This is a genomic window from Methanocaldococcus sp. FS406-22, assembly GCF_000025525.1.
Classification (GTDB): Archaea; AGJL01; Methanococci; order Methanococcales; family Methanocaldococcaceae; genus Methanocaldococcus.
On the sequence record NC_013887.1, the window covers coordinates 1,483,756 to 1,506,477 of the forward strand.

28 protein-coding genes are annotated in these 22,722 nt (G+C 31.1%); 16 read left to right on the forward strand and 12 right to left on the reverse strand.

The window, feature by feature from the left end:
* The first annotated feature begins 368 nt into the window (after positions 1 to 368).
* From MFS40622_RS07620 to MFS40622_RS07630, 3 genes are all read left to right on the forward strand, one after another.
* Positions 369 to 1,448 (forward strand): tRNA (5-methylaminomethyl-2-thiouridine)(34)-methyltransferase MnmD, encoded by a 1,080-nt coding sequence (locus tag MFS40622_RS07620; RefSeq protein WP_012981091.1) that lies wholly within the window; start codon positions 369 to 371, stop codon positions 1,446 to 1,448.
* A 205-nt stretch (positions 1,449 to 1,653) separates the two neighbouring features.
* Positions 1,654 to 2,742 carry a DEAD/DEAH box helicase gene (locus tag MFS40622_RS07625; RefSeq protein ID WP_012981092.1) on the forward strand — a complete coding sequence of 363 codons (1,089 nt, stop codon included), beginning with the start codon at positions 1,654 to 1,656 and terminating at the stop codon, positions 2,740 to 2,742.
* A 307-nt stretch (positions 2,743 to 3,049) separates the two neighbouring features.
* On the forward strand, positions 3,050 to 3,271 hold the full coding sequence (locus MFS40622_RS07630; RefSeq protein WP_012981093.1) for a hypothetical protein: 222 nt from the start codon (positions 3,050 to 3,052) through the stop codon (positions 3,269 to 3,271).
* A gap of 1 nt (position 3,272) precedes the next feature.
* On the opposite strand, the gene MFS40622_RS07635 is transcribed toward MFS40622_RS07630, so the two are convergent.
* Complete coding sequence (locus MFS40622_RS07635; RefSeq protein WP_012981094.1) at positions 3,273 to 4,784, reverse strand: AMP phosphorylase; 1,512 nt, start codon at positions 4,782 to 4,784, stop codon at positions 3,273 to 3,275.
* A 189-nt stretch (positions 4,785 to 4,973) separates the two neighbouring features.
* Between MFS40622_RS07635 and MFS40622_RS07640 the strand changes: the two genes are divergently transcribed.
* Both MFS40622_RS07640 and MFS40622_RS07645 read left to right on the forward strand, forming a co-directional pair.
* Positions 4,974 to 6,170, forward strand: coding sequence for a molybdopterin molybdotransferase MoeA (locus MFS40622_RS07640; protein WP_012981095.1), 1,197 nt, complete (start codon positions 4,974 to 4,976; stop codon positions 6,168 to 6,170).
* A gap of 19 nt (positions 6,171 to 6,189) precedes the next feature.
* Positions 6,190 to 7,206, forward strand: coding sequence for a DUF354 domain-containing protein (locus MFS40622_RS07645; protein WP_012981096.1), 1,017 nt, complete (start codon positions 6,190 to 6,192; stop codon positions 7,204 to 7,206).
* Between the two features lie 6 nt (positions 7,207 to 7,212).
* Here the strand turns inward: MFS40622_RS07645 and MFS40622_RS07650 are convergent, their stop codons facing one another.
* Both MFS40622_RS07650 and MFS40622_RS07655 read right to left on the reverse strand, forming a co-directional pair.
* Positions 7,213 to 8,088, reverse strand: a complete 876-nt coding sequence (locus MFS40622_RS07650; RefSeq protein ID WP_012981097.1) for a topoisomerase DNA-binding C4 zinc finger domain-containing protein — start codon at positions 8,086 to 8,088, stop codon at positions 7,213 to 7,215.
* 34 nt (positions 8,089 to 8,122) lie between these two features.
* Complete coding sequence (locus tag MFS40622_RS07655; RefSeq protein WP_198003836.1) at positions 8,123 to 9,577, reverse strand: thiamine pyrophosphate-binding protein; 1,455 nt, start codon at positions 9,575 to 9,577, stop codon at positions 8,123 to 8,125.
* 54 nt (positions 9,578 to 9,631) lie between these two features.
* On the opposite strand from MFS40622_RS07655, the gene MFS40622_RS07660 reads away from it, so the two are divergent.
* The 3 genes from MFS40622_RS07660 (at position 9,632) to MFS40622_RS07670 (ending at position 11,233) form a co-directional block, all read left to right on the forward strand.
* Positions 9,632 to 10,351 (forward strand): phosphatase PAP2 family protein, encoded by a 720-nt coding sequence (locus tag MFS40622_RS07660; RefSeq protein WP_012981099.1) that lies wholly within the window; start codon positions 9,632 to 9,634, stop codon positions 10,349 to 10,351.
* Complete coding sequence (locus tag MFS40622_RS07665) at positions 10,341 to 10,856, forward strand: YkgJ family cysteine cluster protein (RefSeq protein WP_012981100.1); 516 nt, start codon at positions 10,341 to 10,343, stop codon at positions 10,854 to 10,856. Before MFS40622_RS07660 ends, MFS40622_RS07665 begins: the two co-directional genes overlap by 11 nt.
* 143 nt (positions 10,857 to 10,999) lie before the next feature.
* The gene (locus MFS40622_RS07670) at positions 11,000 to 11,233 is read left to right on the forward strand and encodes a TRAM domain-containing protein (protein ID WP_010870165.1); all 234 of its coding nucleotides are present in this window, start codon (positions 11,000 to 11,002) and stop codon (positions 11,231 to 11,233) included.
* A gap of 90 nt (positions 11,234 to 11,323) precedes the next feature.
* Here the strand turns inward: MFS40622_RS07670 and MFS40622_RS07675 are convergent, their stop codons facing one another.
* From MFS40622_RS07675 to MFS40622_RS07700, 6 genes are all read right to left on the reverse strand, one after another.
* Positions 11,324 to 11,740 (reverse strand): hypothetical protein, encoded by a 417-nt coding sequence (locus tag MFS40622_RS07675; RefSeq protein WP_012981101.1) that lies wholly within the window; start codon positions 11,738 to 11,740, stop codon positions 11,324 to 11,326.
* Positions 11,741 to 11,864: 124 nt separating this feature from the next.
* A complete protein-coding gene (locus MFS40622_RS07680; RefSeq protein ID WP_012981102.1) occupies positions 11,865 to 12,821 on the reverse strand; it encodes a hypothetical protein in 957 nt (318 codons plus the stop codon).
* Positions 12,822 to 12,939: 118 nt separating this feature from the next.
* Positions 12,940 to 13,449 (reverse strand): hypothetical protein, encoded by a 510-nt coding sequence (locus MFS40622_RS07685; RefSeq protein WP_012981103.1) that lies wholly within the window; start codon positions 13,447 to 13,449, stop codon positions 12,940 to 12,942.
* 51 nt (positions 13,450 to 13,500) lie between these two features.
* Positions 13,501 to 13,743, reverse strand: a complete 243-nt coding sequence (locus MFS40622_RS07690; RefSeq protein WP_012981104.1) for a 50S ribosomal protein L14e — start codon at positions 13,741 to 13,743, stop codon at positions 13,501 to 13,503.
* Between the two features lie 83 nt (positions 13,744 to 13,826).
* Positions 13,827 to 14,372 carry a (d)CMP kinase gene (gene cmk / locus MFS40622_RS07695; RefSeq protein WP_012981105.1) on the reverse strand — a complete coding sequence of 182 codons (546 nt, stop codon included), beginning with the start codon at positions 14,370 to 14,372 and terminating at the stop codon, positions 13,827 to 13,829.
* A 62-nt stretch (positions 14,373 to 14,434) separates the two neighbouring features.
* Positions 14,435 to 14,704, reverse strand: coding sequence for a 50S ribosomal protein L34e (locus MFS40622_RS07700; RefSeq protein ID WP_012981106.1), 270 nt, complete (start codon positions 14,702 to 14,704; stop codon positions 14,435 to 14,437).
* A gap of 268 nt (positions 14,705 to 14,972) precedes the next feature.
* Between MFS40622_RS07700 and MFS40622_RS07705 the strand changes: the two genes are divergently transcribed.
* Complete coding sequence (locus MFS40622_RS07705) at positions 14,973 to 15,881, forward strand: dihydroorotate dehydrogenase (RefSeq protein WP_012981107.1); 909 nt, start codon at positions 14,973 to 14,975, stop codon at positions 15,879 to 15,881.
* 17 nt (positions 15,882 to 15,898) lie between these two features.
* Here the strand turns inward: MFS40622_RS07705 and MFS40622_RS07710 are convergent, their stop codons facing one another.
* Together MFS40622_RS07710 and tmk are read right to left on the reverse strand one after the other, a co-directional pair.
* On the reverse strand, positions 15,899 to 16,483 hold the full coding sequence (locus MFS40622_RS07710) for a CBS domain-containing protein (RefSeq protein ID WP_012981108.1): 585 nt from the start codon (positions 16,481 to 16,483) through the stop codon (positions 15,899 to 15,901).
* Positions 16,484 to 16,544: 61 nt separating this feature from the next.
* Positions 16,545 to 17,102 carry a dTMP kinase gene (gene tmk / locus MFS40622_RS07715; protein ID WP_012981109.1) on the reverse strand — a complete coding sequence of 186 codons (558 nt, stop codon included), beginning with the start codon at positions 17,100 to 17,102 and terminating at the stop codon, positions 16,545 to 16,547.
* A 68-nt stretch (positions 17,103 to 17,170) separates the two neighbouring features.
* Here tmk and MFS40622_RS07720 point away from each other — a divergent pair, with 68 nt between their 5' ends.
* Entirely contained in the window at positions 17,171 to 17,446 is a 276-nt protein-coding gene (locus tag MFS40622_RS07720; RefSeq protein WP_012981110.1) for a cation:proton antiporter, read from the forward strand.
* A gap of 11 nt (positions 17,447 to 17,457) precedes the next feature.
* Here MFS40622_RS07720 and ftsY read toward each other — a convergent pair whose 3' ends face one another.
* Positions 17,458 to 18,660 (reverse strand): signal recognition particle-docking protein FtsY, encoded by a 1,203-nt coding sequence (ftsY, locus tag MFS40622_RS07725; RefSeq protein ID WP_012981111.1) that lies wholly within the window; start codon positions 18,658 to 18,660, stop codon positions 17,458 to 17,460.
* A gap of 142 nt (positions 18,661 to 18,802) precedes the next feature.
* Here ftsY and MFS40622_RS07730 point away from each other — a divergent pair, with 142 nt between their 5' ends.
* The 6 genes from MFS40622_RS07730 to MFS40622_RS07755 all read left to right on the forward strand — a co-directional run bounded on the left by MFS40622_RS07730 (position 18,803) and on the right by MFS40622_RS07755 (position 22,662).
* Positions 18,803 to 19,441 (forward strand): winged helix-turn-helix domain-containing protein, encoded by a 639-nt coding sequence (locus tag MFS40622_RS07730; protein WP_012981112.1) that lies wholly within the window; start codon positions 18,803 to 18,805, stop codon positions 19,439 to 19,441.
* 313 nt (positions 19,442 to 19,754) lie between these two features.
* The gene (locus tag MFS40622_RS07735; protein ID WP_012981113.1) at positions 19,755 to 20,762 is read left to right on the forward strand and encodes a hypothetical protein; all 1,008 of its coding nucleotides are present in this window, start codon (positions 19,755 to 19,757) and stop codon (positions 20,760 to 20,762) included.
* A gap of 48 nt (positions 20,763 to 20,810) precedes the next feature.
* Positions 20,811 to 21,347 carry a hypothetical protein gene (locus MFS40622_RS07740; protein WP_012981114.1) on the forward strand — a complete coding sequence of 179 codons (537 nt, stop codon included), beginning with the start codon at positions 20,811 to 20,813 and terminating at the stop codon, positions 21,345 to 21,347.
* A 53-nt stretch (positions 21,348 to 21,400) separates the two neighbouring features.
* Positions 21,401 to 21,697, forward strand: a complete 297-nt coding sequence (locus tag MFS40622_RS07745) for a winged helix-turn-helix domain-containing protein (RefSeq protein WP_012981115.1) — start codon at positions 21,401 to 21,403, stop codon at positions 21,695 to 21,697.
* Between the two features lie 16 nt (positions 21,698 to 21,713).
* On the forward strand, positions 21,714 to 22,067 hold the full coding sequence (locus MFS40622_RS07750; protein ID WP_012981116.1) for a hypothetical protein: 354 nt from the start codon (positions 21,714 to 21,716) through the stop codon (positions 22,065 to 22,067).
* Between the two features lie 151 nt (positions 22,068 to 22,218).
* Positions 22,219 to 22,662, forward strand: a complete 444-nt coding sequence (locus MFS40622_RS07755; protein ID WP_012981117.1) for a heat shock protein HSP16.5 — start codon at positions 22,219 to 22,221, stop codon at positions 22,660 to 22,662.
* Positions 22,663 to 22,722: the final 60 nt, after the last annotated feature.

The following is a 22,722-nucleotide window of genomic DNA, read 5'->3' on the forward strand; positions in this document are numbered from 1 at the left end:
CAATTAGGTATATGGTTTTACTTTCAAAATCAATCGCATATCTTAATCTAAAATCACCAAATCTTACTCTGAATTGGGGAGGATGTCTGCCTTTTAATTTCTTTATATCAAAAGTATCAGGAAAGGGATTGTATTTTAGGATATTGAGGAACTCTCTCAATTTCTTTTTATTTGACTTTGGAAGAAATTCTATGGCTTTTAGCACTTTCTTTGAAGGTTTTATGGAATATATTTTTCCACCTCGCGCCCTGGTGTTACCATACCTCTGGAAATATTACCAGGGCGACTATTCTCAAACAACAGAGGGGGATAAATTCCCCAATAGCATTTTTATGATAATTTCGTATATTTATAATTTTTGGGATAACATGCTTCCAAACAAAAAAGCACTGGAGATTATTAGAAAGTATATGAAAATCTACAATGGAAAGAATGAAGAAGATATTAAAGAAGATTTGATTAAGAGGCTAAAGGAAGAAAATGTCTTAGTAGAAACTGAGGATGGAACTTACACTTTAAAGGCAGAAGATGAAGAGGAGATGATGCATTCAAAGGTCGGGGCTTTAAAGGAAGCGATTTATAAGTTTGCTAAACCATCAAAAATTGAAAACTTAAAAAACCCGAGAATTTTAGATTTATGTAGTGGTATGGGATACAATGCTATAGCTGCTTTGCATTATAATAAAAATGCAGAGATTGATATGGTTGAGATTTGCGAAGAAGCTTTATTTTTAACTTTATTTTTAGATATCCCATATAAAGAGCATGAGATTATAAAAGATAAGGTTAGAGAGTATTTTTTAAACAAAATTGGCATTGAATATAAGTCAGATTATGATAATATCAATTTATATGTTGGAGATGCGAGAAAATTTATAATAAAGAGTGATAAAAAATACAATGTAGTTTTTCACGATGCATTTTCACCAAAGAGAGACCCTACCCTCTATACTTACGATTTTTTGAAAGAAATTTATAAAAGAATGGAAGATAATGGAGTTTTGATATCTTACTCTTCAGCAATTCCTTTTAGAAGTGCTTTGGTTGATTGTGGTTTTGTAATTTCAGAAAAAGAGAGTGTTGGGAGAAAAAGAGGGATAACCTTAGCTTACAAAAACCCAAATTTTAAACCAAATAGAATTAATGAGGTTGATGAGAGAGTTATAGCTTTATCAGTTATAGCCCTACCTTATAGGGATGAAACATTAAGTTTAACTAAAGATAAAATAATAGATGATAGAGAGAAAAGAAGAGAAAAGTTAAAAGAAAAATTAATTAAGATAGGAAAATACCTATCAACAAAACAGATAAAAAAAGGAAATATTCCAGAAGAGGTTTTAAAAATTCAAAAAGAAGATTTGAACTCATCAGAAATAATTAAAAAGATGAGATTAAAGTTTTTCTCGAATATGGGCGATAAAATATTTATTGAGATGTCCAAATTTTAATTTACGCCTCTAAGCATTAGCAAAGAGGCATTAGTTTTTGATAAAACAGAAAGCCTGCTTTCTGGCTACAAATCCGTAGGATTTGTTCAACTTTTACTAAAAGTTTCATGCAAACCTTTTTATACTATAAACTCATAGTTGTTGAGGATGCTAAAATCTCTTTTTTAGCATCTTTAAAAATGAATTTTATTAGGAAGTGGAATATATGAATTTTAATGAATTAAATTTGTCAGATAATATCCTAAATGCCATTAAGAATAAAGGTTTTGAAAAGCCAACAGACATACAGATGAAGGTTATTCCGTTATTTTTAAATGATAAAGGGAATATTGTAGCTCAAGCAAGAACTGGGAGTGGAAAAACTGCAGCGTTTGCAATTCCATTAATTGAGCTCGTTAATGAAAACAATGGAATAGAGGCAATTATCTTAACTCCAACAAGGGAATTAGCTATACAAGTGGCTGATGAAATAGAGTCATTAAAAGGCAATAAAAATTTAAAGATAGCTAAAATTTATGGAGGAAAAGCCATTTATCCACAAATTAAAGCTTTAAAAAATGCGAATATAGTTGTTGGAACTCCAGGAAGAATTTTAGACCACATAAACAGAGGAACTTTAAACCTAAAAAATGTTAAATACTTTATATTGGATGAGGCAGATGAAATGCTCAATATGGGGTTTGTTGAGGATGTTGAAAGAATTTTAAATGCTTGTAATAGGGATAAAAGGATTTTATTATTCTCTGCCACTATGCCAAGGGAGATATTAAATTTGGCTAAAAAGTATATGGGAGACTATAGCTTTATAAAAGCTAAGATAAATGCAAATATTGAGCAGAGTTATATAGAAGTTAATGAAAATGAGAGATTTGAAGTTTTATGTAGAATTTTAAAAAATAAAGACTTTTATGGACTGGTTTTTTGTAAAACTAAGAAAGACACAAAAGAATTGGCAAATATGCTAAGAGATATTGGGTTTAAAGCTGGGGCAATTCATGGTGATTTAAATCAATCTCAAAGAGAGAAAGTTATAAGGCTATTTAAACAAAAAAGAATTAAGATTTTGATTGCCACTGATGTTATGAGTAGGGGAATAGACGTTAATGATTTAAACTGTGTGATTAACTATCATCTCCCACAAAATCCTGAATCTTATATGCATAGAATTGGAAGAACTGGGAGGGCTGGAAAAAAAGGAAAGGCTATATCAATTATCAACAGAAGAGAATACAAAAAACTGAAATATATAGAGAGAATGACAAAACTGAAGATTAGAAAACTAAAATTTGGATAGATTTTTATATTTTATTTTTATTTTATCTATTTTTATAGTGTTTTTAAAAAATATTTTAGAGTAATTAGGGCACTGATGACACTGATGAACTGCTTCTTAAAATTAGAGGTTTAAATATTCCTTATTAATTTTAATAAGTTTTGAAAACACTATATATTCTTAACAGCTAAAGAACATACATATATACATATAGAAGCATGTGCAAAAAATTCATAAATACTTTTTAACTAAATATTACAAATTATAGATATAATATTTTTTATTGTTTTCACTATATATATTATTTTTATATATTTTGGTGGTTATTATGGAAAACGATGAAAAAATTATTGAAGATTTAAAAATTATTAACAGCAAAGCAAAATTTGTGGGGATTAAAATTCTTATGATAAGACATATTATTGAATCCCACATAAAAGATGAGAAGTTAATATGCAGAATCTTAGAATCTACAAAAAACACGGAGTTGCATGAGTTAATTTTAACGGCATGTCCTAAATTAGAAAAAATCATAGGAAAATTAAATTAAGTTAGAATCTTGAGATTTTTTGAAGTAACATACCCTCAACTTTGATTGGATATAATATTCTTGCTAATTTAATGGCTGATTTTAACCTCTCCTCAGAGTCAGAGTATATGGTGTATAAAACATCTCCCTTTTCAACTTTATTACCTACTTTTACGTTTAGGTAGATACCAGCTTTTTTGTCATTTGGAGCTCCAGCTTCTTTAGCAATTTTTGTTATTCCAGCATTTGATATCCTTGTAACATACCCATCAATTGGTGAATGAATATCTGCCCTATATTTTCCAACTTCAATTTCCTCTGAACTGACTTCTTTCCCTCCCTGAGCTACAACAATCTCCATAAATTTGTCATGAGCTTTTCCCCTTGCCAATAAATCTTCAGCTAAATCTTTGCCTTCTCCAGCTGGAGCTACTCCCCCCATCTCTAACAAAATTCCAGCTAATGAAATAGATTTCTCAACCAAGCTTGTAGGCGCTTGTGAATAATCTTCCAAAGCTAATAATGCCTCTTTTGCTTCTAAAGCTGGACCAATAGCTCTTCCAATTGGTTGCCCTCCATAGGTGATGGCACATTCAGTAACTATTCTTAACCTTTCACTCAACTCAATAAACTTTCTTGCTAAGCTTGATGCCTCTTTTACAGTTTTAACTTTTGCTCCAAATCCTGTTGGAATGTCAATTAACAGTTTATTAACTCCCATAGCCAATTTTTTTGCCATAACACTTGATAGCAGTAAAGGCTCCGGGTCTATGCCAAGAGGCCTCTCAACGTTTATTGTTATATCATCTGCGGGAGCTAAATCTAAAGCCCCTCCCCACACCATACAACCGTTTGTTTCCTTAACAACTTTTTTTATCTCTTCAATAGTTAAATCCACTCTTGTTAAAACTTCAACAACGTCTGCTGTTCCTGCCGCTGAAGTTATTGCTCTTGAAGATGTTTTTGGAATTTTTAACCCAGCAGAGGCAACTATTGGCACTACTAATAAAGCGTATTTATTTCCAGGGACTCCTCCAATTGAATGCACATCAAATATATGCCCCTCCCAATTGACCATTTCCCCAGTTTCAGCCATTCTGATAGTCATCGCCTCAATCTCATCCATATCCATTCCGTTAATATATAGTGAGGTAACAAAGGCAGATATCTCAATATTTGTTAGCTTTCCATCTACCATCTCATCTATAATTTCAAAAATTTCCTCTTTTTTTAATTTATTCCCATCCATCTTTTTTCTTATGTATGGAAGGGACTTTGGTTTTTCAGCATGTTTTATTGTTACAGCATCTCCCTCTTTAACTCCCAATTCCTTAACTAATTTCTGTGGAAGTCCGATTTCCCCCCTATTTATTAATGTTGTTGAAGAATATAAAACCCCAATAACTTCTTTTCCTTTAAACTCCACAACTACCCTATCTTGAGGAAAGTATTGTGAATTTTTTAAGTCTTCAGAATTAATTAAAACCAAATTTTCCAAGTCAATATCTAAAACTCTAACCTTTAGAAATAGCATTTAAATCACCACTCCCCACTTATTTTTTAATAATTTAATTTTTATATCCAAACTTTATATAGTTTCTTAAATAAGACTTCGCAGTTTATATATTAAATTTGGAATTTAGACATCCAAAGGATGTCAATATGCAAAATAAAATATTTACTCCTACGAAAGTCTTATTATAGGACTTTCACTGGTGAAACCATGAAGCTTATAAAAAAATTAATGCCGTTAAAAAATGCTGAAAAAATTGTTTATGAGCAGTTATCCGAATACCTAAATGAAAATGAAAAAGTTAGAGAAGTTGATATTATTGAGGCTTTAAACAAGATATCTGCTGAAGATATTAAAGCTCCAATTGATTTACCTTATTTTAATAAAGCTGCCATGGATGGCTATGCTGTTATAGCTGAAGACACTTTTGGAGCTTCTGAAACAAACCCAATAATACTAAATCTTGTTGATAGGGATGAGATATTTCCAGGAGAGGCAAAGAAAATATTTACTGGAGATAAATTACCAAAAAATGCAGATGCTGTTGTTATGAAAGAGTTTTGTAATGAATTTGATGATTTTGTTGAAATCTACAGAGGAGTTCATCCAAATGAAAATGTCTCAAGGATTGGAGAAGATGTTAAAAAAGGGGATGTTATTTTAAAGAGAGGGGAAATTATTAATCCCTATCACCTAAATATGCTTGCATCCTTAGGAATTAAAAAAATTAAAGTTTATGATTTAAGTTTTGGTATTATAACAACTGGAGATGAGCTTGTTAGCTTGGATGAGATTAGGGATATTAAAGAAGATATTAACAAATTAGAAGGGAAAATTATAAATTCTAATTCATACATGCTATATGGTTTAGTGAGAAATCTTGGGTTTAATGCAAAAATTTATGATGTTGTTAGAGATGATAAAGAGAAATTAAAGGAAGCTATTGAAACAGCATTAAATGAAAATGATGCTTTATTAATAACTGGAGGAACTTCTGTAAGTGAGAGAGATATAACTGTTGAAACAGTTAAAGAAATGGGTAATGTTATAGTTCATGGTGTAAATATAAGGCCAGGAAAACCGTTTGGATTTGGGATAATTAATGGTAAGCCAGTATTTATGCTATCTGGATATCCAGTAGCTTCAGCTGTTCAATTTGAGCTGTTTATTCAGAGATTTTTCATGAAGAGGAAAAAGATTACATTGCCTTTAAAAAGAAACATCGCCTCTGAACTTGGTAGAGTTGATTTTGTTAGAGTTAAGGTAGATGGAGAGGTTGAGCCCATAAGAATAACTGGAAGTGGCGTTATCTCCTCATTGATAAAAAGTGATGGCTACATTTTAATCCCAGAGAACGTTGAAGGCTATGAAAAAGGAGAACTTGTAGATGTGTATTTGTTGAGATAATCATTGGTGGGTGATTGATTTGGATGTGTGGATTGATTTGACAAACGCTCCTCACGTGCATTATTTTTGCCAACTAATAAAAAAATTTGAAAAGGAAGGGATTGAGTATTTATTAACTTTTAGAGATTCAAGGAATTTAGTTAAGTTAATAGAAATTTACAATTTTGTTGGAAAATGTATAGGAAAACATGGAAGCACATTAAAGGATAAGTTAATTTTCTACGCTGAGAGGGTTATTGGCTTAGCTGAACTAATATCAAATATGAAGCCAAAAGTGGCTATAGCAAAACATTCTGTTGAATTGCCAAGAGTAGCTTTTGGGCTAAATATTCCAGTAATATTTGTTGTAGATAATGAACACGCAGAAGCTCAAAATAAACTAACTCTACCATTGGCAGATGAAATTATTAAGCCAATAGCAACAGATGAAGATAAGCTTAGGTATCTTGGTGGGAGAAATTTTATAAATTTTGACGGAACTTGTGAAGTGGCAAATGTAAATTCACGGCTAAAGGGTTATTATCCAATAGATAATGAGATATTAAAAAAATTAGGTATTTATAATGATAACCCAACGATAGTTATGAGGCCATGCCCAAACTCTTCCTATTGCAACGGGCATAAAGATATACTGCCAAAAATTATTGAAGAACTTCAAAAAAGAATTGATTGCAATATAGTGGCATTCCCGAGAGATGAACATCAAAAAGAGATATATAGAGAGCTTAATACCATAGTTCCAAAAGAGACGATAGACGCACTCTCTTTATTATATAACGCCGATTTTATGATTGGTGCTGGGGGAACGATGAATAGAGAGAGCGCAATCCTTGGAATTCCAACGATATCATGTTATCCTCAAGAATTGCTTGGGGTTGATAAATATTTAATTGAAAAGAATAGGATGATTCATACAAATGATGTTAAGGAAATAATAGGTTATGTTGAAGAAAATTTAGGTAAAAAACTTGGAGTTATTGAGTTAGAAGACCCAACAGATATAATGTTTGAGAGAATCTGCAACTATTTAAAATAAATTAAATCAATTTTTCTTTGGAAATCTTCTATATAAGCAATTTGGGTAATTTGTGCATCCTAAGAACTCTCCTTTTTTCGTTCTAACAACTCTCAACTTAGCCCCACACCATGGACAAGTGTTTTCATCAATCTTTGACATTATATCCAATATGGCTGGATTTTTATTGCATAATCTTTCTTTGTTGTAGATTATTTTATTGTTTATGGTATCGACATACACTATATAGTTTTTAAATAAATGGGAGTTTTCTAAATCAATTATAACTCTGCCATTATTGATTTTTATCCCGGGTGTTATTTGCATGTTTGTTTTTATTGGAATTAAATAATAACCTTGTCCCGAATACTCTAAAATTCCCATGTTATATTTTATCCTCCCAATTAACCAATTGTAATCCCTATTGGCAACAAACCTAATTGTTTCTTCTATATTATCAAACATATTCCTTTCCTTTATATTCTCAAGAACTTCTTTAATGAAATTATCTTCCTCATATCCCTTAGTGAGCATTTCAATAGCTTTTTCAATAAATTCAGCTTTATCAAACTTTATTAATAATAAGAGTCCGTTAAATGCATTGGCAACAACATATTTTTCTTTTTCAATGATATCTCTTCTATCAAATATGTAATAGATTCTTGCAAAAATCTGCTTTTGCCCTTTTGGTGAAATCACTTTTTTAATTTCAAATTCTTTTTTATATGAATTTGTTATTCCATAATAAAATACAGGCATTTTTGCATTTTCAATTCCTATTATTGAAATAAATCCTTCTGGAACTTTCCAATTCTGCTGATATGTTTCAGAATTTAATTTAGTGGCATTGAAATGTAAATCTTTTGATAAAATTCCAAATAATTCGTTTAAAACCTCTCCCATACTATCCCTCCGTAAAATTTAAATTTTAAATATTTTAAATATTTGGTTTAGGTAATGGTTCGTTTTCTGTTTCAACAACCATCAATAACGGCTTATTCTTTTTTAAATAGTCCTTAACTATTGGGCTAATCTCATCAGCTTTTTCAACGTAGCAGTTATCTATGTCAAATGCATCAGCTATTTTGTTGAAGTTAGGATTTCTTATTTTACAAAACTCAGCTAAATTATTATTTTTCATCACAACCATTAAGATTTTTAAGTTATTTTCAGCCACAACTTGAAGTTCCTCAATATTCATCAAAAATCCACCATCCCCACTAATTAACACAACTTCCCTATCGATATTGAAATCGATAGTTCCAAATTTCACTCCAATGGATGTAGGCAAACCAAAACCCATAGTTCCAAATGAATGTGAGGAAATGATATTTCTTGGAACAATACAGGTTTTTAATAAACAGGTAAATACAGTATGCTTACCAGCATCTGTAACTATTACAGCGTCTTCTGGAATATTTTCAATAATTTCATTAATTTTGTTTGAATAATCCCCAGAAGGTGAAAATTTGTTGCTATTTTTATATATCCAGCTACTATTTTTTATGTCTAAATTTTCAAAAAATTCTTTTAACTCTTTGATGCTTTTTGGTTTCAGTTGTATATTTTCAGTTTTACTTAAAAGCTTTTCCCTAACACTCTCTACATAGGTGTTGTAAGATAGGGATGAGCCAATATTTATTATCTTATCTGCCTCTAACAAAGATTTTAAATCTCCTCTCCTTCCAACTAAGCCGATACAATTATCTAATTTTTCATTAACAACTCCTCTCGCTGGGAATGTTGTGGCTATTGGGCAGTTTATCTTTTGTAGAATTTTTGAAATTTTTACCATATCTTTATAACTTAAAGTTCCAAATATTCCTTGTCCAATTAAAAATAGTGGTTTTTTGGCATCTATCTCTTTTATATTATTTTCTATGTTTTCCTCCTCTTTATATATATCTTTATATGCATTTGTATTTATATCTTTTGCTTCCTCTTTATACATATCAGCTGGGATATTTAGCTGAATAGGTTTTTTATTAAATAGGCAATCAGCAAATGCCTCCGCTATAATGCTTACTTCAGCTTTATTAACAAAATATCCTTTGTAAAAATTCAAAAAATCCATGTTTATCTCTTGAAAATAATTTCTGCCAATATATTTCTTTGCACATCTACCAGTGATTGCTAAGACAGATGAGTTATCCTTGTGTGCTGTTGCCATAGGTGTTGTTAAATTTGTGCTTCCAGGCCCAGCAGTTGCTAAACAAACCCCTATATAATTAGTTATTCTCGCATAGCCATCAGCCATGAAGCCAGCCCCTCTCTCATCCCTAACCATAATATTTTTTATACTGCTACCCTCTATTTCATTATACAGCTCAATTATCTGCTCTCCAGGATAGGAAAATATGGTTTTTACATTCCTCTCTAAGAAATCCACCATAGCCTCTAAGAATTTAATATTATCACCTTATACATTGATTTAAATGGTGAGATTGTGGATAAAAGGATTTTAGTGAGGTTAGCAATATACCCTATAGCTTATATTTTATGGGGAGGATTAATGTGGTATTCCCAAATTATAGAGCCGATTGATGCAACCAATTTGTTATTAAAACTCCCTTTATGCAATAAAGGATTTTATTTATTTTTACAGTCATTACCAAATATTATTATTGAGTTTTTTAGGATTGTGTATTTATATGGATTCTCTTCTATGATTATCGGAGGTATCGCCTATTATCTGTTTATAAAGAAGGACTTTTTAAAGAGCGATATAATTTTAATTGATTTAGCCTTAGGTTGGATATTTGCAGGGTTAATATATACCTTTGTTGTTGTTCAATCTCCGTTTCAGGTAGGTGTTGCTAAGGATTTAATAAATATGCATTATTTTTGGATATTTACAAAACCAACGTATGAAATCCCATCATTGCATACAGCATATTCTTTTTTATTAGCACTACATTTTAAAGATGAAAAACCCTTAAACTATATTTACTTTGCATTGGCGATATTAATACCAATCTCAACATTAATTATGGGAATGCATTGGATTGTTGATGTTATTACAGGGATATTGTTTGGCTATGTTATATATAAATTCCCTAAAACTATTCACCTAAAGATTAGTAAAGCACTGGATTTTTTAGCTGGACATATAAAACCATGTGTTTTATGTGGAAAGTGTAAGGAGAGGGAAAATCATGAAAAATAAGAAAATAAAGTTTGATGTCTATTTAAATGGAATAGCTCACAGCTGTATAAAATGCGGATTTTGCTGTGATTCCCCAACAGTCACAAAGAAGGATTTGGCTAAAATAGCTGGCTACCTAAAAATCCCATTTACTGAAGTTTTAAAGAAATATGTTAAGTTTTTTAATGGGCATATAGGGGAGCTTAAAGAAGTTGGAGGAAAATGCATATTTTTAGATAAAAAAACCAAAAAATGTAAAATTTATAAGGTTAGACCTTTGATATGTAGGCTTAGACCCTATTCAGTTCAACTTAGAAATGGAAGATTGACATTAACCTACGATATATGGTTTTTGAGGCATTGTAGAGGGCTTTATTTAGGAGATGATAAAGTTGAAGATGAATATTTTAAATACGCTGAGCTTGTTTTAAAATACTTAGGATTTGAGGAGAGTGTTGATGAAGAAGAATTTAAAAAAGCTAAAGAGAGGTTATTGGAAGAGTCTCTGAAATATAGAAGAAAATAAGATTAGTTTGTTTTTATTTATAGTTGTGTAAAAATATAAAAATATTTGCACATCCATAAGTATTTATACCCCTTTTGACAAGGTTATTGTTGAGCAAGACGCGATGAAATATCTAAATACTACTTTGAAATTTGGTGAATTAAATGTTTAATAATAAAGGAAGAAGAAATGTAAGAAATAATGAAGTTAGAAGAAATGTTCCAGTTAAAGAAGGCGAAACCTACACTGTTACAATTGAAGATATGGGTAGAGGCGGAGATGGAATAGCAAGAGTTGAAGGATTTGTTGTCTTCGTCCCTGAAACACAGAAAGGAGAAACAGTAAATGTAAAAATAACAGCTGTAAAAAGTAAGTTTGCATTTGCAGAAAAAATTTAAAATCTCTTTAAGGTTTAGCTAAACCTTCTATTAATTCTTTTTTATTTTAAAATAATTTAAAGATTAAATAAAAATTTAGTTAATTAGAGATTATTTTCCTAATTCAACCAATAAAGCGTTGATAATTGCCATTAATATTCCTTCTTTAATTGCTCTGGATTTTATCTTCTCTGCAACTTTTAATGCTTCTCTGTATTTCTTTATTTCGATTAATTTCATAGCTATTTTTTCTAAATCAGTTTCTGTCTTAATTTTCTCTACTAATGATAATGCTTTATCTATTTCTCCATTTTCAATGTATGCAATAGCAACCTTTCTCAAAACCTCATCTCTTAAACCAAAACTTGATATCTTCTCTGCAACTTTCACAGCTTCATCGCAATAACCTTTTTCTATTAAAGTTAAAGCGATTATTTCTAATTGGGCGTCTCCTTTTATTTCTTCAACCTTTTTAAGGACTTCTTCTATTTTTCCTTCCTCAATTAATTTTATTATCTCACTGACCATATTTTTTCACCATTTTAGAATATGGGTTCATATTTTTCCTCAGTATATACTATGAATCCACCCGATATATATAATTTACTATTTTGTGTATATTTATTCCACAATCTTGAACGTCCTAAAAATTCTATACAAACTTATAAAACTTTCCTGTATAGCCAAGGGACTTTAAAAACTCAACATCATCCTTATTCAGCTCATATTTTTTTGTTGGAGGAATTTCCTTTCCATCTCTTGCATATATAACCCCACCTTTCTTTTTAGCCCCCAAATATTTCCCTGCATTGCCGTCAACAACTATTATTCCATTTTTCATTTCAAAGCCTGTGAAATCATTAGTATTTCCGTTAATTATAACAAGCCCTCCATTTAAAACAGCTCCAGTATTTTTTCCAGCATTTCCATTAACTATAACCTTTCCCTTTTTCATTAAAATTCCAGTGGATAAATCAACGTCTCCATTAACTACAATTGTTTTATCTTCATTTAATCTTGCTCCAACAGTATCTCTTTTAATTTTATCATTAATCTCCAAAACTCCTTTATTTTTATCAAATTTATTGGGCTTTAAGAGTTTTTCATCTCTATATCTATATTCAACAAACTCTGTTATGGATATGAATTTTCTATAGCCCTTAATATCACTCTCAACTTCAATAACATTCCCCACTGGTTCTTTTATGTTATTTTTCTCATTAATATAGACGGTTCCAGACAACATGCTTATTCCAAATCTTGTATCGACATCTCCATCCACTATAACAGTCCCTACTTTTATTCTTCCTCCACTTCCACCAAAATATTTTAAATCAACACCCATTGAAGAGCAAAATCTCTTTCCAACATTTCCTTTGATATAAACTATTCCATTATTTTTCAAATGCTCTACAAGAGTTTTGAAGGAAATGTTTTCTTTTATCTTTGTCTCTGGATTAAATTTACTTTGCCATATAAAGTTGTAGGTAAAGTCACATAAACAATCTATTGGCTTGTCTAATTCTAATGTTAAAACTTTATCTTTATTTTCACCTAAAAACTCTTCTAAACTCTTTTTATTAGATTTTTTGAAGATGTTGAATAGCATAAACTCCACCAAAATTTTATTTGTTTAATTTTATTTTTGTTTTAAATTGTTATTTAAGGTTTTTATATCTGTAAACTTAAACCTATAAATATAATGTTCAAAAATAAAAAATAATTTATTATTTTCTAATTGGATTTACAAAACTTTTTGCAGTTTTTCCATAATTAGTATCATTTGTAGCCTTATTTATGTATTTACTTAAATATGTCGAATTGTTTTCAACATATGTTACCACAATCTCTTTTTTTGGATATTTGGAGTAAGATATTGCCAATGTCTTATTACCTTTCTTAAATGTCAATATTGCTCCATTTTCAGAGACAGTGAATTGATTTTCTTGCCATCCTTGGCTTTGTAAATAACTTGATAACTTTTTAAATTCATCAATGTTAATATCTTTGCTTATGTTATAGGTTAAAGTTGTTATATTGGTGTATTCATTATGCCCTTTGGATATTCCAGATAACTTTATTTCTCCGAGTGTTGATTCTAAAATTGAAGTGATGTAGTTCTCAACATTATCATAATTTAAATTATCAATATTTGCAGAACTACTGTTCTCTATACACCCACAAGTTGTTATAAAAAATATCGATAAAATTATTGATATCAATTTTCTTATTTTCATCAATACTCACCTAAACTGATAAAAATAAATAAAAAATAAAAAAGAGAGAATTTATTCTTCTTTTAATAATCCAGCAGCATCTAAAGCTAATTTAACTTCTTCTGTTGTAGCTCCTTTTTGAATATCAACTTTTTTCTCTGTTGGTTCTAAGTGTTTTATGTTGCATCTTCTTCTCTTAACTAATCCATCAACTATAACGAAGTTTTTATCTAAGATATCTACGATAACACAAACTTTTCCTGCTTCTCTTCCTGCTGTTTTTATACAAACTCTTCCTACTTCTATAGCTGGCATTTACCTCACCTCATTTTTGTTGTTGTGACTCTCGCGAATCACAACTCATCCTCCAATGAGGGAGGTTTAATATCGCCCCCTCTTTAAATTTGTTTTTGAGTTAAATTATCAATGGCAGAGGAGACAATATTAAACACTCCCTCCACATCCCATTTTGAAGTATCAATAACCAAATCGTAAATGGATAGGTCATCTAAATCTATATTATAAATTTCTTTATATCTTTTTTTCTCACTTGCTTCTCTTTCAACCATCTTTTTTAAAGCAATTTCTTTACTTATACTTTCTCTCTTACTAATTCTCTCAGCTCTAACTTCAAGGGGGGCTTTAAACCAGATTGTTAAATCTGGCTTAATTCCATTTTTTAATAACATCCAGGCAGCTAATCTTCCCTCTAACACAACATTTCCCTGCTTTGCTATCTCTACTTGTCTTCTATCAATTTCTTCATCAACTTCTTTATGCTGTTCTGCATACTTGCTGAATTCCTGTAAGTCCATTCCCATCTCTTTTGCCATCTCTCTAAATATGAATCCTGCACATACGTGTCTTAAGTTATATTTCTCTGCTATCATCTTTGCAATTGTTGTTGTGCCAGTCCCTGGTAGCCCCCCAATAGTGATTATCATCTATTCACCCATCCAAAATGGATTAACCATTATGTAATCTTTTATTATATAAACTTAATTGCTTAGAGGTTTCTTGCCTTTTGAATCATTAATCTCTTTAAGCATCTTGGGCATAAGTAACCTCCATAAGGTCTCTCTGGTCTTCTCTGTGATTTTGGTAATTTTCTAATCTCAACAGGTCTTCCTCTTGGAACTCCGTGTAATTCAGCTCCACATACGGCACACTTTGGTTTGTCTGGTTTTCTTCTCTTGTAGTGGATAACTATTCTTCCTCCTGGTGTTCTTCTGTATATTCTTCTGTATGACCTTGACCTGTATCTTGGTGCTGGCATGTTTGGCTCACCTTTTTAATATAATTTTGATAGTATTAGACTTAGTTTCTATTTATTAATAAAAAATCGTTGTATTTTTAAATGTTTTTAATGGGACTTTCGCAGGAATTAAATATTGTCTCTGCATTCAGACAGTTATTGATGCCTAAAGGCATCTAAATTCCAAAGTTGATGTATAAACTGCGAAAGTCCTATTTAATTGCCATCAAAAATTTAATATCATTATACCATAAGAATTAGTATTTAAAACTTTTGGTTAGGTGAATATATGCTGAGAACAAAAATATGTGGAATTGAGTTTAAAAACCCTGTTTTTTTAGCAAGCGGGATAATGGGAGAAACTGGGAGTGCATTAAAAAGAATTGCCAAAGGAGGAGCTGGAGCAGTGACAACAAAATCTATTGGGTTAGAGCCAAATCCTGGGCATAGAAATCCAACTATTGTAGAGGTTTATGGAGGCTTTTTAAATGCTATGGGTTTGCCAAATCCAGGAATTGATGAATATTTGGAGGAAATAAAAAAGGTTAGAGATGAATTAAATAGAATGGATGTAAAAATTATTGGTTCAGTTTATGGAAAGAATGAGGAAGAGTTTGCTGAAGTAGCTAAGAGGATGGAGAAATATGTTGATATTATTGAGCTAAACATTTCTTGCCCTCATGCTAAAGGTTATGGAGCTACAATAGGGCAGAATCCAGATTTATCTTATAGTGTTTGTAAGGCAGTTAAAAAAGCTGTTAAAGTTCCAGTTTTTGCTAAATTAACACCAAATGTTACAGATATTGTTGAAATAGCCCAGGCAGTTGTAGATGCTGGAGTAGATGGACTTGTGGCTATAAACACAGTTAGAGGAATGGCTATAGATATTAAAGCAAAAAAACCAATTTTGGGAAATAAGTTTGGAGGTTTAAGTGGAAGAGCAATAAAGCCAATAGGTATAAAAGTTGTTTGGGATTTGTATGAGAATTTTGATGTGCCAATTATTGGAGTTGGAGGAATTATGAGCGGAGAAGATGCCATTGAATACATGATGGCTGGAGCTTCAGCTGTTCAAATAGGAAGTGGGGTTTATTATAGAGGCTATGATATATTCAAAAAAGTTTGTGATGAGATAATTAGTTTTTTAAAAGAAGAGAATTTAACATTGGAAGAGATTATTGGAATAGCCCACGAATAAATTTTTATTTTTAATTTTTATTCTTCTTTTTCTTCAAATTCTTCTATGCACTCATCACATAAGTATCTTCCTTGATATAACCTAACTCTTCCCTGATAACCACAGTTTTCACATATTCCATTTATATACTCTTCTCTAAACTCATCAGTATCTAATGAAATAACTTCTTTTTCTTCTGGAGTTATTGATGCGTATTCTATAACTATCTCTAATAACTCTGGAGACACTCTAACTATATCACTTTGGGTAACTATTCCTACCAATTCTCCATCTTTTACAACTGGTAATCTTTTAACTCCATGAGTAGCCATAATTTTGGCTGCTTCGGTAATTGAAGCATTTTGTGGGATTGTAATTATTTTTTTACTCATCACTTCCTCAGCCAATACATCTTTTGGCTTTAAATTTTTTGAAACTACTCTCTTAACAATATCTCTTTCTGTTACAATACCTATTGGCTTGTTGTTTTCTACAATAACAACAGCTCCTATATTATTTTCTGTCATTATATTGGCTATCTCATAAACTGTCATGTCTTTTGTGGCTGTAATTACAGGAAAACTCATAACTTCTGAAACAGGAATGTCACATGCGATTTCCATTATATCCCCACCTATAAAGCTATCTAAAAAATTTACTAAATGTTATAATTTATATACTTTATTACATTATTTTTAAACTCTTTAAATAGTTTAAAATCTCTTCATGAACTACCTTTACTGACTTTTTTGTCGTGTCAATAACTATAAAATTATATTCTTCAGCCAACTCTAAATACTTATTCTGCACTTTTTCCAAAAAATCTTTTTTTTCAAATATGTCTTTTGTTTTAACTCTCTTTAATGCTGTCTCAATATCAACAACTAATAAAAAAACAATATCTGGCTCTAAAGCGTACCTATTTATTGATTTTATAAAATTCTCATCAACCCCTGCAACGCTTTGGTATGCGATTGAAGAGTATAGATACCTATCACAAACCACAGCCCTTTTTTTCAGCTCTTCTTTTATTAATTTGGTGTGCTCCACTCTATCAGCTGCAAATAATAAAGCTAAGGTTTTATTATCAACTTTAACGTTTCCAGATAAAATTTCTCTTATAAATCTACCTATCTCACTATCTGATGGCTCATAAGTCCAAAATGCATTCAGCTTTTCAGCTAAAAGTTTTGACTGAGTAGTTTTTCCACTCCCATCTATGCCCTCAAACACAATAAACATCTCGCTCACCAAAACATATAAATAAGATTTATCATTATTAATCATTATAAATTTCTCATAAATTGGTGATGATTATGGAACAATTTATTGAGATTGTTAAGGACATTCTTGTTTTTATTGCCTCATTTGGTATTTTGTTGGCTTCTTATAGGTTATGGATAGAGAAAGATAGAAAAAACATCATTTATGCAAGAATCCATATCTTAGGAGTTATTGACTGTGCATGCTTTTTAATTTTTATAGCCTTAGGGGAGACACTATTGGCTTTTGTTTATCTAATTTTAGCTCCATTTTTGGCTCATGCAATAGCTCACGCTGCGTATAATGATAAGCTGCCTGAATAAATAATATAAAATTAAAACTCCCTTTCGGTTGAGAATTCAAACTCTTCCTCTCCAAACAGCTTTTTAACCATCCAGTCAGCATCAAACTCAATTAAATCTGAATATCTCTGCCCCACACCCAAATACAGGATTGGTTTTCCAATTGCATATCCAATAGAGAGGGCGGCTCCTCCCTTAGCGTCAGCATCTACTTTTGTTAATATAATCCCATCAATATTTACTGCATTGTTAAACTCCTCTGCCTGACATACAGCATCATTTCCAGTTAGTGCATCTCCAACGAATATAACTAAATCTGGCTTTGTAACTCTAACAACCTTCTTAATCTCTTCCATTAAGTTGATGTTAGTTGCCTGTCTTCCTGCTGTATCAGCCAAAACAACATCAATTCCTCTTGCTTTGGCATGCTGTATAGCATCGTAAATAACAGCAGCAGAATCAGCCCCCTGCTTATGCTTTATTACTTTAACTCCAATGTTTTTAGCATGCTGCTCTAACTGCTCAATAGCTCCAGCTCTGAAAGTGTCTCCAGCAGCTAAAACAACACTATATCCTTTTTGCTTTAATTTATAAGCCAATTTAGCTATAGTGGTAGTTTTTCCTGTTCCGTTAATTCCAACAAATACGATAACTGTTGGTTTTCCTTGAGCTTTGTTCTTTTTGATTATCTCTTCAATATCAATTTTCTCCTGAGATAGGATATTTTTTATAGCATTTTTTACAGCATTTATTGTAATCTCTTCTACATTGTCATCTGGGGAAATCTTTCTTCCAACTAATTCTTTTTTGATATTCTCAATCAACTTTTCTACAACTTCTAAGGCAACATCTGCCTCTAAAAGCTCTATCTCCAACTCTTCTAACACATCTTCTATATCTTCTTCTAAGATAACAACTTCTTTTTTAAGAACTTTCTTAATAGCCCTTGTTAAGGTAAATCTATCGAAGAAACTTATTTTTTTCTCTTCTTTTTCTTCTTTGATTTCTTTAACTTCTTCTTTAGCTTCTTCTACTTTTTTAGGAATTTCTGTTTTTACAATTTCTGCTTCTGTTTTTTCTTTTTTAAGTTCTTCTTTTTTAGATTCTTTCTTAAATAAATTTGTAATGGATATTTCTGGTTTTTCTTTAACTTCTTCAGCGTCTCCTTTGCTATATATTTTTTCGGTAATCTTTGAGGCAGTTTGCAGAAGTTTTTCTTTTAATTTTCCAAACATTTATAATCCCCCTATCTCGATATATAAATAAATTCAAAATAAAATTTTGTTTTTGTTAAAGTAATTTTAATATAATAAAGATTACACTATATTTATATGTAATTTCTGTAGTTTTGTTTGTGGTCGTTTTATGGGTGGAACTATGGAATGTATTTCAAAAAGGGAAAAAATTAAAGAGTTAATTAAAAATGGTAAAATAAATGACGTTTTACAACTCGTTGAAGAAGACACGTCATTGTTAGAGGAAATTTATAGTTATTTAGAATCTGACGATATCCAGTTAAAGATAGCTTGTCTAACTATTTTAGGAAATTTATATCTAAGAGGAAAGGTTCAAATTACTTTATTAATTAAATGTCTAGAGAATGTGCTTTTAGAAGATGACACGGATACTATTTTAAATGCTCTTTTAATTCTAAAAGAAATTCCTGAAGTATATCAAGAAGATGTATTGAAAAGAATAATATTGAAATATATTGGAAAGTATGTAAAAGATTGTGAGTATGATGAGAAAGATAAAAACACTCTACCAAATATAAAACGAGACAAAATAATGATAATATTTGAAATCTTAAAGGCAATAAAGGATAAAGAATTAAAAAAGACAAAGATAATGTATGCTGCAAATTTGGATTGGAAAACATTTCGCAATTATATAGGATATTTGTTAGATAATGAATTTATCAAAAAAACAGATGGAACTTATACATTAACACCTAAGGGTGAATTGTTGTTGGAGAAAATTGAAGAAGTTTTTAGATTAATTTATCCCGATAAATAATTGTCTTATTTTTCTTTTTTACTTTTCATAAAAAATTTAAAAACTAAATAGACTAACACATCTGTTTTTTCCATATGCTTTACATTCATAAATTATATTAATAAAATACAAAATATAGTATAATCAGAAGATGTGGGGGAGGTGATAATGAGAGAATGTCAAATATTACAAAAATTGAAGTTTAAAAACTGCAGGGTGATGCTCAATGGTAGTGGATGGTAGTATCATACACTGGCTAATTTACCTAATACTTTCAATAATTGGGGGAGGTTTTCCTTACTAATAAAGTAAAGAATTTTATGAGGTGTCTAAAATGAAGAATGCTACTAAGTATATGTTATCGCTGCTACTCTCAATAATCATGGGAGTTGCAGTAATGGGGTCTGCATTTGCCATCTCAACAAGTAGCGGGACAGGATACACGAGCGCAACTGTAGCTAATCTTAACCCTATAATCAACTGTAGCAGTTACGAATTAGTAATAAAAACAGTTGAAGGATTGAAGGTATACGAATACAAGAACACAACTGGAGTAACTCCTAATCTTTTAAGAAGTGATGCTTTAGAGGCTTATGCCTATACTGGAGAAGGAGTAACCTTCTATGTGAATGTTAGTGACCCTAATGGGGAACAAGATTTACAAACAAACGGAGCTGGAGTAGATTTCTTATTAGTCCCACAAGGAGGGAGCCCTGCAAATCCAACATACACTATCCATGCAGGATTTGATCCAGCAACAAGTGGAGATGATGACTTAACAACCTTAACATTCTACGCACAATGGACAGTCCCTGCAGGAGCACACGGATGCTTCGATGTATATGTTAAGGCAAGAGATAAACATGGCGCATGCACAGGACCTATATACAAAGGTAAAATATTCTTAAACCCAATGATTGGAATGAATGTAACAAAAGATAACGATGCAAGCCCTGCTCCATTCACAGGATTAAGCTTCGGTAATGTGAATCCAGGAGACACCAACGTTCCAGCAAATGAGAACGTTGTAACAATCCACAACATCGACCCAGATGGAGTAGGAACTAAGATAGCAGTCTTTGTTTCAGCAACATCATTGACACAGGCAGGAGGAACTGGAATAATTCCAGCAGAAAACATCAAGGCACATCTCTTAAAAGCAAATGGAAATCCAATAAGTGGAACAGTCACGCTACAGAACAATGTTAAAGTCTTATTATGGCAACCACTCGAACCATGCCATGCAAATGCTTTAGAAGTTAATTTCACACTCGATGTCCCAACACCATTGCCAAGCGGTTGCTATGGAGGTTCAGTTACATTCTACGGACTTGGGCTCTAAAGCCCTTAAATTTTAATCTTTAATTTTTTGATAGTAAGGTGGTTACTTATGAAAAAATTCTCTGCAATTTTTGGCTTATTAGTTCTCATATTTGTTACTATATCCATTTCACAGGTTAGTGGTTTAAGTGGGGCCATAACTCCGCCAAAAATTGATATTATGGTGAATGCAAGCAAGGGACTTCCTCAAGATGTAAATAGCATTATTTATGTAAAAAATACCAATAGTTTCCCAGTTAGAGTGGAAATACTCACAACGGGTGACTTAAATAATTCTGAAAAACTTGAAGTTAAAATTATGAAGAATAATTTCACATTAAAGCCAGGAGAAACTACTGGGGTAAATATCGCATTTACCGTAAAAGAAAATGATAACTATGAAGGAGACATCCTAACAAAAATTAGTCCATTGGATTATGGAAACGAAAAAGAAGGTGTAAATCTAAAAGCAAGCGTGGTTTTACCTACAAAAGTTGCGATAATGGTAGTTGGTAGTGGAGTTCATACGAAAGAATTGGTAGTTACTGCAGTTTTGATTATCAGCATCTTGGGATTGGGTGCTATGTTGCTTAGGAGATATCTTTAATTGAACTTATTTAAATATTTAAAGATAAAATAAAAATGTGTTAAAGTGATAGTATGAGAATTCCCCTTCCGCTCTCAAATAATAAAAATAGGAATAGAAGGTATAAAAGGTCTCAGTTTGAAGTGATTTTTGAAATTCTGCATACTATTAAGGAAGGAGAGCAAATAAAAACAAGAATTATGTATGCTGCAAACTTAGATTGGAGAAATTTTTCCAAATACATCAATTTTTTAATGGATAATGGATTTATTAAGAAAAATAATAAAGAGAAATTTGAACTTACGGAACTTGGAAAAAAGCTGTATTCGTCGTTATATGAATTATTTGAAATCATGAATTCTAAACCTTGAATTGTGGGGGATTTTTATGAAAAAATTTGGGACAATTTTGCTGTCTGATATCGTTAAGGAATGTTTGAATGGGGATGAGTTTGCAAGAGAAATGATGGAAGATTTGTTCAATTTTTTAATAAAACTACGACTTTGGAGATGGAAATATCTACTGTCTCAAAACCAAAAGAATGAGATGCAGATATCAGATTTACTGGATTTAATAAAAGAAGAGAAAGAAGGTATTAACAGGTTGTTCTCATTCCTATATAATACAGATATCCCTGTTGAGCATAGAATTGAAATATTAATGTTGTTAAAAGAATTCGTGAGGGAAGAAATTAAATGGATTTCAATGGATGTTAGCGAGATTAATCGTATAAAAGAATAACGGCTTTTTTTAATCATATACTTTTTTTGATTGTTGATATTATTTTTATTTACATATATATTTACTAATTTAAATTTATAGATTATAGAAAAGTTTATATAGAACCTCAAAAACATTATATATACAGAAAACCAAAATAGAGGTGGGGGACATGTTCGGAAGAGACCCATTTGATTCATTGTTTGAAAGAATGTTTAAAGAGTTTTTTGCAACACCAATGACAGGAACCACAATGATTCAAAGCTCAATGGGAATTCAAATATCTGGAAAAGGATTTATGCCAATCTCAATTATTGAAGGAGATGACCATATAAAAGTTATCGCATGGTTGCCAGGAGTTAATAAGGAAGATATAATCTTAAACGCAGTTGGAGATACCTTAGAAATTAGAGCTAAGAGAAGCCCATTAATGATAACTGAGAGTGAAAGAATTATCTATTCAGAAATTCCAGAAGAAGAGGAAATATATAGAACAATAAAGCTCCCTGCTAATGTTAAAGAAGAGAACGCATCAGCTAAATTTGAGAACGGAGTTTTATCAGTAATTTTACCAAAGGCAGAATCCTCAATTAAGAAAGGAATCAACATTGAATAACCCCTCCTCCTATTTTTATTTTTTATATTAAATAATATCTATAAAGTTATATATTTAGTT

Coding starts and splice junctions, on each gene's coding strand:
- MFS40622_RS07620 (WP_012981091.1), top strand. CDS start 369: ATGCTTCCAAACAAAAAAGCACTGGAGATTATTAGAAAGTATATGAAA.
- MFS40622_RS07625 (WP_012981092.1), top strand. CDS start 1,654: ATGAATTTTAATGAATTAAATTTGTCAGATAATATCCTAAATGCCATT.
- MFS40622_RS07630 (WP_012981093.1), top strand. CDS start 3,050: ATGGAAAACGATGAAAAAATTATTGAAGATTTAAAAATTATTAACAGC.
- MFS40622_RS07635 (WP_012981094.1), bottom strand. CDS start 4,784: ATGCTATTTCTAAAGGTTAGAGTTTTAGATATTGACTTGGAAAATTTG.
- MFS40622_RS07640 (WP_012981095.1), top strand. CDS start 4,974: ATGAAGCTTATAAAAAAATTAATGCCGTTAAAAAATGCTGAAAAAATT.
- MFS40622_RS07650 (WP_012981097.1), bottom strand. CDS start 8,088: ATGGGAGAGGTTTTAAACGAATTATTTGGAATTTTATCAAAAGATTTA.
- MFS40622_RS07655 (WP_198003836.1), bottom strand. CDS start 9,577: ATGGTGGATTTCTTAGAGAGGAATGTAAAAACCATATTTTCCTATCCT.
- MFS40622_RS07665 (WP_012981100.1), top strand. CDS start 10,341: ATGAAAAATAAGAAAATAAAGTTTGATGTCTATTTAAATGGAATAGCT.
- MFS40622_RS07670 (WP_010870165.1), top strand. CDS start 11,000: ATGTTTAATAATAAAGGAAGAAGAAATGTAAGAAATAATGAAGTTAGA.
- MFS40622_RS07675 (WP_012981101.1), bottom strand. CDS start 11,740: ATGGTCAGTGAGATAATAAAATTAATTGAGGAAGGAAAAATAGAAGAA.
- MFS40622_RS07680 (WP_012981102.1), bottom strand. CDS start 12,821: ATGCTATTCAACATCTTCAAAAAATCTAATAAAAAGAGTTTAGAAGAG.
- MFS40622_RS07685 (WP_012981103.1), bottom strand. CDS start 13,449: ATGAAAATAAGAAAATTGATATCAATAATTTTATCGATATTTTTTATA.
- MFS40622_RS07690 (WP_012981104.1), bottom strand. CDS start 13,743: ATGCCAGCTATAGAAGTAGGAAGAGTTTGTATAAAAACAGCAGGAAGA.
- cmk (WP_012981105.1), bottom strand. CDS start 14,372: ATGATAATCACTATTGGGGGGCTACCAGGGACTGGCACAACAACAATT.
- MFS40622_RS07700 (WP_012981106.1), bottom strand. CDS start 14,704: ATGCCAGCACCAAGATACAGGTCAAGGTCATACAGAAGAATATACAGA.
- MFS40622_RS07705 (WP_012981107.1), top strand. CDS start 14,973: ATGCTGAGAACAAAAATATGTGGAATTGAGTTTAAAAACCCTGTTTTT.
- MFS40622_RS07710 (WP_012981108.1), bottom strand. CDS start 16,483: ATGGAAATCGCATGTGACATTCCTGTTTCAGAAGTTATGAGTTTTCCT.
- tmk (WP_012981109.1), bottom strand. CDS start 17,102: ATGTTTATTGTGTTTGAGGGCATAGATGGGAGTGGAAAAACTACTCAG.
- MFS40622_RS07720 (WP_012981110.1), top strand. CDS start 17,171: ATGATTATGGAACAATTTATTGAGATTGTTAAGGACATTCTTGTTTTT.
- ftsY (WP_012981111.1), bottom strand. CDS start 18,660: ATGTTTGGAAAATTAAAAGAAAAACTTCTGCAAACTGCCTCAAAGATT.
- MFS40622_RS07730 (WP_012981112.1), top strand. CDS start 18,803: ATGGAATGTATTTCAAAAAGGGAAAAAATTAAAGAGTTAATTAAAAAT.
- MFS40622_RS07735 (WP_012981113.1), top strand. CDS start 19,755: ATGAAGAATGCTACTAAGTATATGTTATCGCTGCTACTCTCAATAATC.
- MFS40622_RS07740 (WP_012981114.1), top strand. CDS start 20,811: ATGAAAAAATTCTCTGCAATTTTTGGCTTATTAGTTCTCATATTTGTT.
- MFS40622_RS07745 (WP_012981115.1), top strand. CDS start 21,401: ATGAGAATTCCCCTTCCGCTCTCAAATAATAAAAATAGGAATAGAAGG.
- MFS40622_RS07750 (WP_012981116.1), top strand. CDS start 21,714: ATGAAAAAATTTGGGACAATTTTGCTGTCTGATATCGTTAAGGAATGT.
- MFS40622_RS07755 (WP_012981117.1), top strand. CDS start 22,219: ATGTTCGGAAGAGACCCATTTGATTCATTGTTTGAAAGAATGTTTAAA.